At 57.3% G+C, this 12,479-nt stretch carries 13 protein-coding genes; 9 read left to right on the plus strand and 4 right to left on the minus strand.

Annotated features, from left to right (window positions below; all coding sequences use genetic code 11):
* Positions 1-15: 15 nt before the first annotated feature.
* The 7 genes from PV433_RS22490 (at position 16) to cls (ending at position 8,226) form a co-directional block, all read left to right on the plus strand.
* Complete coding sequence (locus PV433_RS22490) at positions 16-387, plus strand: sensory rhodopsin transducer (protein WP_190929582.1); 372 nt, start codon at positions 16-18, stop codon at positions 385-387.
* A 65-nt stretch (positions 388-452) separates the two neighbouring features.
* Entirely contained in the window at positions 453-1,715 is a 1,263-nt protein-coding gene (rhaA, locus tag PV433_RS22495; RefSeq protein WP_332074285.1) for an L-rhamnose isomerase, read from the plus strand.
* A gap of 24 nt (positions 1,716-1,739) precedes the next feature.
* Complete coding sequence (locus PV433_RS22500; protein ID WP_332074286.1) at positions 1,740-3,215, plus strand: rhamnulokinase; 1,476 nt, start codon at positions 1,740-1,742, stop codon at positions 3,213-3,215.
* A gap of 21 nt (positions 3,216-3,236) precedes the next feature.
* Positions 3,237-3,998, plus strand: a complete 762-nt coding sequence (locus PV433_RS22505; RefSeq protein WP_332074287.1) for a DeoR/GlpR family DNA-binding transcription regulator — start codon at positions 3,237-3,239, stop codon at positions 3,996-3,998.
* 185 nt (positions 3,999-4,183) lie between these two features.
* Positions 4,184-4,891 carry a DNA alkylation repair protein gene (locus PV433_RS22510; RefSeq protein WP_332074288.1) on the plus strand — a complete coding sequence of 236 codons (708 nt, stop codon included), beginning with the start codon at positions 4,184-4,186 and terminating at the stop codon, positions 4,889-4,891.
* 299 nt (positions 4,892-5,190) lie between these two features.
* Entirely contained in the window at positions 5,191-6,576 is a 1,386-nt protein-coding gene (locus tag PV433_RS22515; RefSeq protein ID WP_332074289.1) for an MFS transporter, read from the plus strand.
* Between the two features lie 207 nt (positions 6,577-6,783).
* Entirely contained in the window at positions 6,784-8,226 is a 1,443-nt protein-coding gene (gene cls / locus PV433_RS22520; protein ID WP_190929588.1) for a cardiolipin synthase, read from the plus strand.
* A gap of 115 nt (positions 8,227-8,341) precedes the next feature.
* On the opposite strand, the gene PV433_RS22525 is transcribed toward cls, so the two are convergent.
* From PV433_RS22525 to PV433_RS22540, 4 genes are all read right to left on the minus strand, one after another.
* Complete coding sequence (locus PV433_RS22525; protein ID WP_332074290.1) at positions 8,342-8,929, minus strand: guanylate kinase; 588 nt, start codon at positions 8,927-8,929, stop codon at positions 8,342-8,344.
* Positions 8,930-9,109: 180 nt separating this feature from the next.
* Positions 9,110-9,679 carry a GNAT family N-acetyltransferase gene (locus tag PV433_RS22530; protein ID WP_332074291.1) on the minus strand — a complete coding sequence of 190 codons (570 nt, stop codon included), beginning with the start codon at positions 9,677-9,679 and terminating at the stop codon, positions 9,110-9,112.
* Between the two features lie 28 nt (positions 9,680-9,707).
* Complete coding sequence (locus PV433_RS22535; protein ID WP_332074292.1) at positions 9,708-10,232, minus strand: hypothetical protein; 525 nt, start codon at positions 10,230-10,232, stop codon at positions 9,708-9,710.
* 4 nt (positions 10,233-10,236) lie between these two features.
* Positions 10,237-10,461 carry a hypothetical protein gene (locus PV433_RS22540; protein WP_332074293.1) on the minus strand — a complete coding sequence of 75 codons (225 nt, stop codon included), beginning with the start codon at positions 10,459-10,461 and terminating at the stop codon, positions 10,237-10,239.
* Between the two features lie 187 nt (positions 10,462-10,648).
* Between PV433_RS22540 and prmA the strand changes: the two genes are divergently transcribed.
* Both prmA and PV433_RS22550 read left to right on the plus strand, forming a co-directional pair.
* A complete protein-coding gene (gene prmA, locus PV433_RS22545) occupies positions 10,649-11,650 on the plus strand; it encodes a 50S ribosomal protein L11 methyltransferase (protein ID WP_332074294.1) in 1,002 nt (333 codons plus the stop codon).
* Between the two features lie 13 nt (positions 11,651-11,663).
* On the plus strand, positions 11,664-12,338 hold the full coding sequence (locus PV433_RS22550) for a site-2 protease family protein (protein ID WP_332074295.1): 675 nt from the start codon (positions 11,664-11,666) through the stop codon (positions 12,336-12,338).
* The last annotated feature ends 141 nt before the right edge of the window (positions 12,339-12,479 follow it).

The following is a 12,479-nucleotide window of genomic DNA, read 5'->3' on the forward strand; positions in this document are numbered from 1 at the left end:
CGCGGAGGGATCACGATGAACCATAAGGCGGCTGGAGCTTTGCACTGGATCATCCCGGACGGCTACATTCCGGAGAAAAGCTCGGGAGACTTGACGAGCCATGAGTCGATTTGCGTGCTGAACTGCTCGTCCGACGATGCGCAGCTTGCGATAACGATCTATTTCGAGGACCGGGACCCGATGGAGGATCTGTTCGCTATCGTTCCGGGCAGACGTACGAAACATATCCGCACGAGCTTGCTCGAAAAAAACGGCGCTTCGATTCCCGTAGGCGTTCCGTATGCGATCGAAGTGCGCAGCGACATTCCGGTTATCGTGCAATACAGCAGGCTTGACGCCACCCAGGCGGAAAATGCGCTTATGTCAGTCATGGCGTATCCGCTCTGACGAACGAGTATGGAAGCGAACCCGCTACGAGACTAAACGGGTTATCCGGAAGGAGTACAACCGATATGGAACCTACCATTCAATCCAGCTACGAAGAAGCCAAGAAACTGTATGCGCAGCATGGAATCGACGTCGACCGGGCGCTGGAGCGGCTGGCGCAAATTAAAATCTCGATGCATTGCTGGCAAGGGGACGACGTGCGCGGCTTTCTGAACCGCGACCAGGATCTGACCGGCGGCATCTCGGTAACCGGCAACTATCCGGGAGCGGCCCGGACGCCGGAGGAACTGCGCGCCGATCTGGAGAAGGCGTTTAGCCTTATTCCCGGCAAGCAAAAAGTGAACCTTCATTCGATCTATGCGGATACGGACGAGAAAGTCGAGCTGGACCGGATCGAGCCGAAGCATTTTGAATCATGGGTCCATTGGGCGAAGGAGCACGGGCTCGGTCTTGACTTTAATCCGACTTGCTTCTCGCACGAGAAGTCGCAGGACGGCTTTACGCTCAGTCATCCGGACCCGGCCATCCGGCAGTTCTGGATCGACCACTGCAAGGCGTCGCGGAAGATCGGGGCGTACTTCGGTGAACAGCTGGGCCAAACTTGTGTGACGAATGTATGGATTCCAGACGGATTCAAAGATATTCCGGCAGACCGGCTCGGCCCGAGACAGCGGCTCAAAGACGCACTGGATGAAGTGTTCGCCGAGGAGCTCAACCCGGCTCACAACCTGGACGCCGTCGAGAGCAAGCTGTTCGGTATCGGCTCGGAAGCGTATGTCGTCGGCTCTCATGAATTTTATATGGGCTACGGGCTGCAGAACAACAAGCTGATTTGTCTGGATGCCGGTCATTTTCATCCGACTGAAGTGATCTCGAACAAGCTGTCGTCCTTGTCTTTGTTCGCGGACGGAATCCTCCTGCACGTAAGCCGCCCGATGCGCTGGGACAGCGATCATGTCGTCATTCTCGACGACGAGCTGCTCGATATCGCGAAGGAACTGGTCTACGGCGATTTGCTGGGCAAAACGCATATCGGGCTCGACTTCTTCGACGGCAGCATCAACCGGGTCGCGGCTTGGGTCATCGGCACGCGCAATACGATCAAAGCGCTGCTCCGCGCCATGCTGACTCCGGCGGAAGCGCTGAAGCAGGCCGAGCTGGAGGGCGATTATACGACGCGTCTGGCGTTGACGGAGGAGTTCAAATCGTATCCGTTCGGAGCGGTCTGGGATTACTACTGCGCCAAATCGGGCGTTCCGGTTCGCGAGCAGTGGCTGGCCGAAGTAAAATCATACGAGCGGGACGTACTGCTGAAGCGCGGCGAATAAGAAATTCGGGTTGGGTGATATCAATTGACGAGCATACTCGCGTATGACCTCGGCGCGAGCAGCGGGAGAGCGCTGCTGGGCCGGTTAAACAGCCGCACGATCGAAACGGAAGAGCTGCACCGGTTCCCGAACGACCCGGTGCAAGTGCGGGGACGACTGCACTGGGACATTCTGCGTCTGCTGCACGAGATGAAGCAGGCGCTGCTCAAGGCCAAGCACCGCAGCGTAACGCTTCAAAGTCTGGCGATCGACTCGTGGGCCGTCGACTTCGGGCTGATCGGCCGAAGCGGCGAGCTGTTGGGCAATCCGTACCATTACCGGGATACGCATACGGACGGCGTGATGGAGAACCTCTCCGCCCGACTGACGCCGCCGTATATTTTCGGTCGCACCGGCATTCAGTTTCTACCGTTTAATACGATCTACCAGCTGGCTGCGATGAAACGGGACGATTCGCCGCTTCTGCGGGAGGCGGACCGCTTCCTGATGATCCCGGATCTGCTGCGCTATTTCCTTACCGGAGACATGTACAACGAATTTTCCAATGCGACGACTACGCAATTGTACAATCCGCTGCGGGGAGATTGGGATGCGGACTTGCTGGCGGCGATCGGGATTCCGGCGTCCTGGTTCGGTCCGGTGCTGCAGCCGGGAGCGAGTGCGGGCGAGCTGCTTCCTTCCGTATGCGGGGAGCTCGGCATCGCCTCCGTCCCCGTTATTGCCGTCGCGGAACACGACACGGGATCGGCCGTGGCGGCCGTTCCGGCGACAGACCGCTCCTTCGCTTACTTGAGCTGCGGCACCTGGTCGCTGATGGGAACCGAGACGGACCGTCCGGTGCTCAGCGAGCTGGCGCAACAGCTGAACTTTACGAACGAGGGCGGCGTAAGCGGCACGTACCGGCTGCTGAAGAACATTATGGGCTTGTGGATTTTGCAGGAGACGAAGCGAGAGTGGGAGCGCGGCGGGACGACGCTATCGTATCCGGAACTGATCGGACTGGCCGAACAGGCGCCCGCCTTCGCCGCCTGGATCGATCCGGACGATGCGCGCTTCCTCGCTCCCGGCGATATGACCCCGCGCATCCGGGACTACTGCCGGGAGAGCGGACAGCGGGCGCCCGAGCAGCCCGGCGAAGTCGTTCGTTGTATTTTGGAAAGTTTGGCGTTAAAATACCGCTATGTGCTGGAGTTAACCGAGCGGTTGTCCGGGAATGCATTCAGCGGGCTGCATATGGTAGGCGGCGGCATCCAGAACAAGCTGCTGTGCCAGTGGTCGGCGAGCGCGATCGGCAAGCCCGTCTGGGCGGGACCTGCCGAGGGCAGTGCGATCGGCAACTTGGCCGTCCAATGGATCGCTCATGGAGCGTTCGCGGACATCTGGGAAGCGCGGCGGGTCATCCGCGAGTCGTTTCCCGTGGAGGTATACGAGCCGATAAACCAGGATGCCTGGGAAGACGCGTACGGACGATTCCGTACCGCTGCCGGCCTGGCGGAATAACGACACGGAAAGAGGGAACGCATGCTGGTCGCGGAACGATACGAGAAAATCGTACAACTGGTCAATGAGAGAGGCAGCATTCGAGTGTCGGAGCTGAGCGAATTGTGCGAGGTGACGGAGGAGACGATCCGGCGCGATCTGGACCGGCTGGAGCAGTCGGGACGGCTGCGCCGCTCCCACGGCGGAGCGGTGAGCGTCAAGGACCAGCAGCAGCCGGAGATCCCTTACGCCGAACGCGAGATTACGCGGGCGGAGGAGAAGAAGCGGATCGCCCGGGAAGCGGTCAAGCGGATCGCGCCGAACGGACGCATTCTTCTCGACGCCAGCACGACGGCCTGGTATATGGCGGCGAATCTGCCGGACCTTCCGTTGACCGTGCTGACGAATTCGATTAAAGTCGCGATGGAACTGGCTGGAAAAGAAAAGATCGAGGTCATTTCTACCGGTGGCATTCTCGCCGCCCGTTCGCTGTCGTACGTAGGTCCGCTGGCCGAGCGTTCGCTTGACGCGTACCATGTCGATCTCGCCTTTTTGTCCTGCAAGGGCGTCCACCTGGAGCGGGGCATCAGTGAATCAAACGAGCTGCAGGGCCGCATCAAGCAGAAGATGATCGGGATCGCGGACCGCGTCGTGTTGCTGGCCGATTCGAGCAAGTTCGGCGTTCAGGCGTTTACGCATGTCGCCCCTCTGCACAAAGTGCACGAAATTGTTACCGATTCGGAGCTGGACCGAGAGACAACCGAGCAGCTGCAAAGCTTGGGAATCACGGTTACCGACGTATAACGACGGCACCGGATGTGCAAGTTTTACCTTTATTATATGGAGCCGGAGCCGTTCCCGCTTTGGGGTGCGGCTCTTTTTTTCGGTGCAGCCGCAACGGAGGGGGACACGTGCCCAGCGAACCGCAGCTTTCCTTCTACAAGTTTACTGTGCCATAATGTCAATAAAGCGCAGAAAGCGGTGAGCCTATGACTTATGAAGAAGTAATGGACAACTTGAAGGAGCTCGGAACGGAGCAGACCAAGCGGACGTTTCTCCGTCATGGAGCGCACGAGCCTTTATTCGGCGTCAAGGTCGGGGATTTGAAAAAGCTGGTGAAGCACGTGAAAAAAAACCGCGAGCTGGCGTTGGCGCTATACGATTCCGGCAATTACGACGCGATGTACTTGGCCGGGCTGTCGATCAATCCGAAATCGATGACCGTAGACGAGCTTCGGCGGTGGGCGGACCAAGCGAGCTGGCACGGTCCGGCCGAATATACAGTGGCCGGCGTAGCGGCCGAGAGTGCGCATGCGCTCGAGCTGGCGAAGGAATGGATCGCCTCCGAAGAGGAGTTGAAAGCGGTCTGCGGATGGAGCACGTATACGAATTATATATCTATCACACCGGACGATCAGCTTGATATCGAACACATTCGAGGTCTGCTGCGCGTCGTTCGCGATACGATTCATCAGGAGCGGAATTGGGTGCGGTATACGATGAACGGGTTCGTCATTGCGGCAGGCTCCTATATCCCCGAGCTGCAGCAGGAAGCGCTGGACGCCGCCCGGGCGATCGGCAAAGTCCATGTGGATGTCGGCCAGACGGCTTGCAAAGTTCCGCTTGCGGAGGTATATATTCATAAAGTCGAATCGGCCGGCAAATTGGGCGTGAAACGGAAATCCTGCATCTGCTAGCGGGTATTGCTCCGGCCGGCAGGGTCAGCACAGCGGAAGTATAAGCAACCAACTAAAGAGCTGTTCCTGGCGAGCGGGCTGGGGGGCAGCTCTTTTGCCGTGTCGACGTGTCCCGGCAGTTGTAACGGCGCTCGATCCAGCCGGGCTCACGCTCGCGGCCGGGGAAGTGAGCAGTGAAAAAAGGATTGACACCCGGCCGTTTGTTCCGCATAATACGAAACATAGTTATATAGAAAGTATGTAATGTTATAAGATTATGAAGAGACGGCATTCGAGGAATGGGAAAGTAGGGAAGACGGATGGAAGAGATCTCACCCGCACGGCTGAAGCAAGCCGATAAGCTGCTACGCGTGCTCGTATTTACATTAATTATTTCCGTTATGAACGCTTCGATGTTTAACGTCGCGCTGCCGGTTATCGGCCGGGAATTCGACCTGACGCCGTCGCAGGCGAGCTGGATGCTGACCGGTTATATGATCGTGTATGCGATCGGCTCCGTCACGTTCGGCAAGCTGGCGGACAAATACCGGCTTAAAGATTTGCTGACTTACGGGATTTGCGCGTTCGCGTTCGGCTCCGTGATCGGGCTGGCCGCGACGGATTACTGGATGGTCATCGCCGGGAGGTTATTTCAGGCGGCGGGAGGTTCGGTCATTCCGGCGGCGGCGATGATCGTGCCGGTCCGGTATTTTCCGCAGGAGCGGAGAGGCCGCGCGCTCGGGATGACGGCGGTGGGGCTCGCGCTCGGCGCCGCGCTCGGTCCGATCGTATCCGGCATCGTGTCCGGACTGGTCAATTGGCGGTATTTGTTCGCCTTATCCGTACTGGCCATATTCGTCCTTCCTTATTATCGCAAATATTTGGATGACGAACGCGGGGCGGCGCGCAGGATCGATCTTATTGGAGGGGTAGCATTGGCCGCGACGGTCGCGACCCTGTTGCTTGCGATCACGACCGGAAGCTTGCTGCTGTGCGGCTTGGGACTGGTGCTTTTTGTCTTGTTTATCGTGCGCATCCGGTCCGCCGAGGAGCCGTTCGTTCAGCCGGCCATCTTCCGCAACCGCTCCTTTACGCTCGGGCTCGTCATCGCCTTTCTGATGACGGGACTTAACTTCGCCATCCCGTTCCTTGCTCCGCAATTGCTTGCGAACGTGAACCATCTGTCTCCGCTCGCCGTAGGATTCGTCATGTTTCCGGCGGCGATCTGCACCGCTTTGCTGGGCCGCCAAGGGGGCAAGCTGGCCGATCTGAAGGGCAACCGGTATTTGTATACGATCGCGGCATCGCTTATCTTATTCAGCTTCTTGACGTTATCGTCGGTCGTCGGCTATTCGCCGCTGATCGTTGCATTTTTCCTGATCTTCGGCAATGTCGGACAGTCGTTCATGCAGATTGCCATGTCCAATACGATATCGCGCACGCTTACGCCCGAGCAGACCGGAGTCGGGATGGGACTATTCGCCATGCTGAACTTCATCGCGGCAGCTTCGGCGACGGCTCTGATCGGAAAAACGCTCGACTCGGGAACGTCGGCGCTGCGGCTGAACCCGCTCCCGCCTGTGGAGGCGGCGCTGTACAGCAACATATTCGTCTTTCTCTCGGTTATGGTGATCGTCGTAACCGCAGTATATTTCGTGCAATTCGGGCAAGCGGGCGCTCCGGCCGCTCTGCGGGCGAGACGCTGATTGTGTATGTCCGGCTTGAAATCGGTCCGGCGATACGATACCGAGACGGGAACGCGGGTTCCCGTCTTTTTTTGTGTACCTGTTACACGTCCGGCCTTCCTGCTATAATGATACATAGTCTTTAAAATTCCACATATTGTCGGACGCTTGTCGCTTGACAGCCGGGATCGTTTTTTGCCAGCAACCTGCTTGAGGAGTTGGACAACTATGGAAATATCGATGCAAAACGTATATTCGCTGCTCTCCTTGCTCAACTTGCTGCTTGCCGCGACGGTCATCTTTTTGGAAAGACGGAACGTCGGCGTAACGTGGGCTTGGCTGATGGTTTTGTTTTTTTTGCCCGGTATCGGATTTTTGCTTTATTTGTTTCTCGGACAAAACTTAAGCCGCCGCAAAATTTACAAGATCAAAGCCGAGCAGCGCGAGTTCGTGAACGATCTGGTCGAGCGGCAGAAGCGGGACATCCGGCAAATCCGGTTTCACGACCCTGCGATGATCCATTTTCAGGATATGATCTACCTGAACTTGGCGAGCGGCCAGTCGATTTATACGCAGGATAACGATATTGAGATTTTTACCGAGGGCAGGAGCAAGTTCAATTCGCTGCTGGCCGATATATCGAAGGCGAAGCATCACATTCATCTGATGTATTATATCGTCAAAAACGACAAGCTGGGCCGATCGCTTATCCAGGCGCTTGCGCGCAAGGCGAGGGAAGGGGTCGAGGTGCGGTTTCTGTACGATCATATCGGCAGCCCCGGGCTGTCCAAACGGTTTTTCCGGCCGCTTACCGAGGCGGGAGGCAGGACCGCGGCGTTTTTCCCTCCCAAAATCCCGTACTTGAACTTCCGGCTCAATTACCGCAATCACCGGAAGCTGGCGATTATCGACGGCTCGTGCGGGTATATCGGCGGATTAAACGTGGGAGACGAATATCTCGGGCTGGACAAACGGTTTGGCGACTGGCGGGATACGCACTTGAAAGTGCGCGGGGGAGGCTTGTTCCAGATGCAGATGCAGTTTCTGCTCGATTGGAACCTGTCGTCGGAAGCGAAGGTAGCTGAAGTGACTCCCTACTTCCCGTCGGCACGGCATCCGGGCAAGGTCGGCATGCAGGTTGTCTCCAGCGGGCCGAACAACGACCTGGAGCAGATCAAGAAAGCGTATATCAAGATGATTCATGCCGCCAAGCAAAGCGTATGGATTCAGACGCCCTACTTCGTTCCTGACGAGAGCCTGATGACATCGCTGAAGATGGCCGCCTTGTCCGGCGTGGACGTCCGGCTCATGCTTCCCGGCAAACCGGATCACAAGCTGGTCTACTGGGCGTCCACCTCGTATTTGGGGGAGCTGCTGTCGGTCGGAGTCAAATGTTATTTGTACGACAAAGGGTTTCTGCACGCGAAAACAATCGTTGTCGACGGAAGGGTCGCCTCGGTCGGAACGGCCAATATCGATCTGCGCAGCTTCAAGCTGAATTTCGAGGTCAACGCCTTTCTGTACGACACCGCGACCGCTACGGCGCTGCAGGATATTTTCCTGGAGGATCAGCGCAACAGCACGGAGCTGACCGAGAAGAAGTATCTGGAACGCCCGCTGTTCAAACGGTTTCTCGAATCGTGCGCCAGGCTGCTTTCCCCGCTTCTGTAACAACAGCAATCAAACAAGAGACTGCCGCCGGCGCGTGTCCGGACTGCGGTCTCTTGTTCGTAGTGCGCCGTATTGCGACTCGCCGCTATTCATACGGGCAGCGCACGGGCGGTTATTAATCGAGGTCGACAAGACCCCGCTGCAAATAGTGTTCCATCGCTTTCGCGAGATCGTAGATCGTATGCGACGAGTCGATATTTTCGTAGGCGTGCTCGCATTCGTTCCGGTAAGCCATCTCTTCTTCGTAATGGGACAAGTATCCGTCGATCCGCTCCTGCGAATCTCCGCGATCCTTCAGGCGGTTTAAGATCGTCTCGCGGCTTGCGTAGATGAAAAACCGCTTCACTTTATCCCCGTACACTTCTTTCAGGATTTCCGCTCCGTAGCGGTTCAGTACGAGATAGATGCAACCGAACTGCTGCAGGCCGGCTTCTACATCAGCGCTTCTCAGGCCGTAATGGACGCCGTCGATTTCGACTGTTTCGATGAATTCGTCGTTGCGCCGGGAGGCTTCGAACTGTTCTCTGGTAATGAAGTGGTAGTCGCGGCCGTCCGCCTCGTTCGCTCTGGGCTGACGGGTCGTGCAGGAGATGACTTGCTTCATCTGGATTGTCGTCCCGGCCATTTCGGCGATCGTTTTGCGCCCTGCTCCGGTCGGACCCGTAAAGACGAAGATGATTTCTTTGTCCTTCAGTTTGTACATGCGCTACCTCCTCGAGAATTAATCTAAACGGTGCTATATACATTATTCGCCATTTGCACCGAAAATCCTGTGTTTGTTCCGAAAAAACGCGAATTCCAAGCCGGACGGGCCGTTTCTAACGGTAAGGGGGTGATGCAGGGAAGCCGGGAGGCAAGGGAGCGGACTTTCGTCGCCGGACACTTAAAGTAAATGTCCGATCAAAGTCAGCGCCCTCGCGGTCTGGTTCTCGAAGCCGCCCGGCGCCGCTTCATCGAGCACCGGCTCGAAGCCGGCCCACCGATACAGCCGGATCGCCTTATGGCTCCATGTCTGGGTCGGAATATACATCGTACAGTCGCCCTCCAGCTCGATCATCCGTTGGACGCCTTGCGCGACGATCGCTCGGCCGAGGCCGAGCCCCTGGTAGCGCGGCATGACCGCAACCCAATGCATAAACGGATAGCGGCGGTTCCCCGTATAGTTCCACCAGGCGGTAAACGTAGCGACCTTGTTGCCCGCTTCATTCCGGATGAACAACGTCCGCCGGCTTACTTCGGTCGCGTAGGGGACATAGTTTTCGCGAAAATATAACGTCGCTTCCTCCGCGTGTTCGAACTCGGCTACGGACGCCTCGATGATGCCCCACGCGAGCTCATCCCCGTCCCGGTAATACTCGAAGGAATATCCTGCCGGCAATCCGGCTGCCGGAACGGGCGTGCCCGGCTGCCGTTTCATAATGACGCGCGCATAAGGTATGCTTTTGTCCAGCATAGCGATCCCCCTCTTTTACCGAGAACTGTTACTTCCGGTCTCTCCACTTGTCGAGGCGGTCGACAATCGCTTTGGAGCGGAATACCAGCAGCCCGCCCAGAAGCAGCTTCGTAACCAGCTTCGCTGCTGCGAATCCGATCTCATACCGGACCTTCGGATTGTCCATAACCGGGTCGATCCCGATCAGGACCGTATTATGCAGTATGGCGAACAGCTCCGGTATGGAAACGGCGACGAGAATCGTACCGGCCACCATCAGGGCAAGCTCGAAAAAGCGCGAATGCCGGTTGTCGTCAGGCTCGGCCGCGTCCCGAAGAGTTAAGTGCCCTACGAGCTTCTCGGTGCGGAACCAGAAGAAGAGGCTGGCCAGCAAAAACAGGACGGACGGCCCGATAGAGAGAAGCAGCAATCCGCTCGTCCCCGGTCCGCCCGCGATGGCGGGGCTGGAAACGTACGCATAGCCCAGCAGGTTCGACGCCCACGATAAAGCCTGAAGGAACAAATATACGGACAACAGTCTTAGCGCCAGAAATCCGATAGTTCTGCCGGTCATTCGGTCAGCCTCCTCTTCGTTCCTTCATCTCGAAAAATTCGCATAGCGCCCTGGGATGATAAGCCAGCTCGCTTACACCGGCCTGAGTGACGACGGTATCGTCGTCGAACCGGATCACGATGCCGCCGGAGTCGATCATATGATCGTCCTGAAAGACGCGGATGGCGACCTCGCCCTCCATCGCTTCCTGGAAGTCCCGGTCGGTCGTTAATCGGCGGTTGCGGGCCATTTTGTCAGCTCCTTTCCAAGCGGATTTGCACGTATCCATATTGTACCAGATGCGGCCGCCGGGGCAAACCGCTGACTGGATGCGCCGCTGCCTTAAGGCCGGGGCGGCTCTGGCGGATTTTACTCGCTCTGCCGGAATGGTGTACAATGGATGGAATGGAAGGGCACGACCCTATAGGAGGAATACGATGCGCTGGCAGGAAATATCGATACATACGCGCGAGGAAGTCGGAGAACTGATTGCAAGCGGATTTCACGAATTGGGGGCCGGGGGAGTCACGATTGAGGAATCCGGTACGCTGAACAAGGAGCGGGATACGTCGTACGGCCAATTGTACGATACGCCCCTTAACGATATTCCCGAGGGAGAAGCGGTCATCCAGGCCTATTTCGCCGAGCCGGAAAATATCGACGAGCTGATCGCGCAAATCAGCGAGCATGTCCGGTTCGTGCGGGACGAACTCGGATATGACGTGGGCAAGGCGGAGATTACGACCCGGGAGGTCGACGAGGAAGACTGGGCGCACGGCTGGAAGCAGTATTACAAGCCTATGCGCATTTCGAACCGGTTGACGATCAAGCCGACCTGGGAAACGTATGAGAAAGAAAGCGATGACGAGATTATTTTGGAGCTCGATCCGGGTATGGCTTTCGGTACCGGAACGCATCCGACCACTTCACTGTGCCTGCGGCTGCTGGAAGAGTACGTAACGCCGGATGCCGAGCTGATCGACGTAGGGACGGGCTCCGGCGTGCTGGCGATCGCGGCAGCGAAGCTGGGCGCACGGCGGGTGCTGGCGCTCGATCTCGATCCGGTCGCGGTGAAGAACGCTTCGGAGAATGTGGAGCTGAACGGGCTATCCGGACAAATCGACGTGATGGAAAGCGATCTGCTCGGTATTCTTCGCAGCGCTGAGGCGGCTTCGAGCGGTGGCGAAGGGGCGGCGGCTCCGGCGTTCGGCGTCCAGCTTCCGGTTCAGCTCGTCGTAGCGAATATATTGGCGGAAATCATTTTGCTGTTCACCAAAGACGTATACGACGTACTGGGCAGCGGCGGAACCTACCTGACATCGGGGATCTACAAAGATAAGGAACAAGCCGTCTCCGCAGGGCTGACCGAAGCCGGATTCGAGATCGAACGAGTCGAGCGCGACCAGGACTGGGTAGCGATCGTAGCGAAGAAACGGTAGGTGACGGGCGACGATGGAAGGGTTGAACAGTTTTTTACGGTATCCTCTCGAGGAGCTGCCGTTCGTATTTCTGGTCCTTGTGATTGCTTTTACATTCCATGAGTTTGCTCACGCATACTCGGCTTATAAGTTCGGCGATCCGACGGCGAAACAGCTCGGACGGGTAACGCTGAACCCCCGCGTCCATCTGGACGTGATCGGTACGATCCTGATCTTCATCGCCGGCTTCGGATGGGCCAAGCCCGTTCCGGTCAACCGGGCGAACTTCAAAAATCCGCGGCTGATGGGGATCATCGTCTCGGCTGTCGGACCTTTGAGCAACCTGATTCTGGCCTTCTTCGGCCTGCTGCTCTATCATATTCTGGCCGGAACGGGCGTGCTCAACGGCGCCTCGGTCGGAGTGATCCGGGCGATCGATCTGTTCCTCAGGCTGCTGATCGAGCTGAACATCGTGCTGTTCATCTTTAACCTGATTCCGCTGCCGCCGCTGGACGGCTACCGGATCGTCGAGGATTTGGCGCCGACGCATATCCGGGTCAAAATGGCGCAAAATGAACAATGGGGCATTTTCGTATTTTTGCTGCTTATTTTCATTACGCCGCTGAGAAGGGTGACGATCGATCCGTTGTTTGCCTTGGGCGGGGATCTGATCTACTCGATGAGCAAGTTTATCGCGATCTTCATCTAACCTCGGACGGCGCAGACCCATCGGCTGCGCCGTCTCTTTGAATCGTCCGTAGTAGAAATTCGACAAAAAACGTTGTATGATGGAAGATGGTTTCATCCTGCGATCCGATTCGCAGGACGCGAGGCAACTACAGCGTAAAGA

Origin of the sequence: Paenibacillus sp. GYB004, assembly GCF_036577605.1 — a bacterium.
Taxonomy (GTDB): domain Bacteria; phylum Bacillota; class Bacilli; order Paenibacillales; family NBRC-103111; genus Paenibacillus_AB; species Paenibacillus_AB oceani.

What these genes read in the sequence shown, in the direction of transcription:
- PV433_RS22540 (WP_332074293.1), bottom strand. Translation starts at nt 10,461, where the DNA reads ATGGCCCGCAACCGCCGATTAACGACCGACCGGGACTTCCAGGAAGCG.
- PV433_RS22525 (WP_332074290.1), bottom strand. Translation starts at nt 8,929, where the DNA reads ATGTACAAACTGAAGGACAAAGAAATCATCTTCGTCTTTACGGGTCCG.
- PV433_RS22505 (WP_332074287.1), top strand. Translation starts at nt 3,237, where the DNA reads ATGCTGGTCGCGGAACGATACGAGAAAATCGTACAACTGGTCAATGAG.
- PV433_RS22490 (WP_190929582.1), top strand. Translation starts at nt 16, where the DNA reads ATGAACCATAAGGCGGCTGGAGCTTTGCACTGGATCATCCCGGACGGC.
- cls (WP_190929588.1), top strand. Translation starts at nt 6,784, where the DNA reads ATGGAAATATCGATGCAAAACGTATATTCGCTGCTCTCCTTGCTCAAC.
- PV433_RS22510 (WP_332074288.1), top strand. Translation starts at nt 4,184, where the DNA reads ATGACTTATGAAGAAGTAATGGACAACTTGAAGGAGCTCGGAACGGAG.
- PV433_RS22550 (WP_332074295.1), top strand. Translation starts at nt 11,664, where the DNA reads ATGGAAGGGTTGAACAGTTTTTTACGGTATCCTCTCGAGGAGCTGCCG.
- prmA (WP_332074294.1), top strand. Translation starts at nt 10,649, where the DNA reads ATGCGCTGGCAGGAAATATCGATACATACGCGCGAGGAAGTCGGAGAA.
- PV433_RS22515 (WP_332074289.1), top strand. Translation starts at nt 5,191, where the DNA reads ATGGAAGAGATCTCACCCGCACGGCTGAAGCAAGCCGATAAGCTGCTA.
- PV433_RS22535 (WP_332074292.1), bottom strand. Translation starts at nt 10,232, where the DNA reads ATGACCGGCAGAACTATCGGATTTCTGGCGCTAAGACTGTTGTCCGTA.
- rhaA (WP_332074285.1), top strand. Translation starts at nt 453, where the DNA reads ATGGAACCTACCATTCAATCCAGCTACGAAGAAGCCAAGAAACTGTAT.
- PV433_RS22530 (WP_332074291.1), bottom strand. Translation starts at nt 9,679, where the DNA reads ATGCTGGACAAAAGCATACCTTATGCGCGCGTCATTATGAAACGGCAG.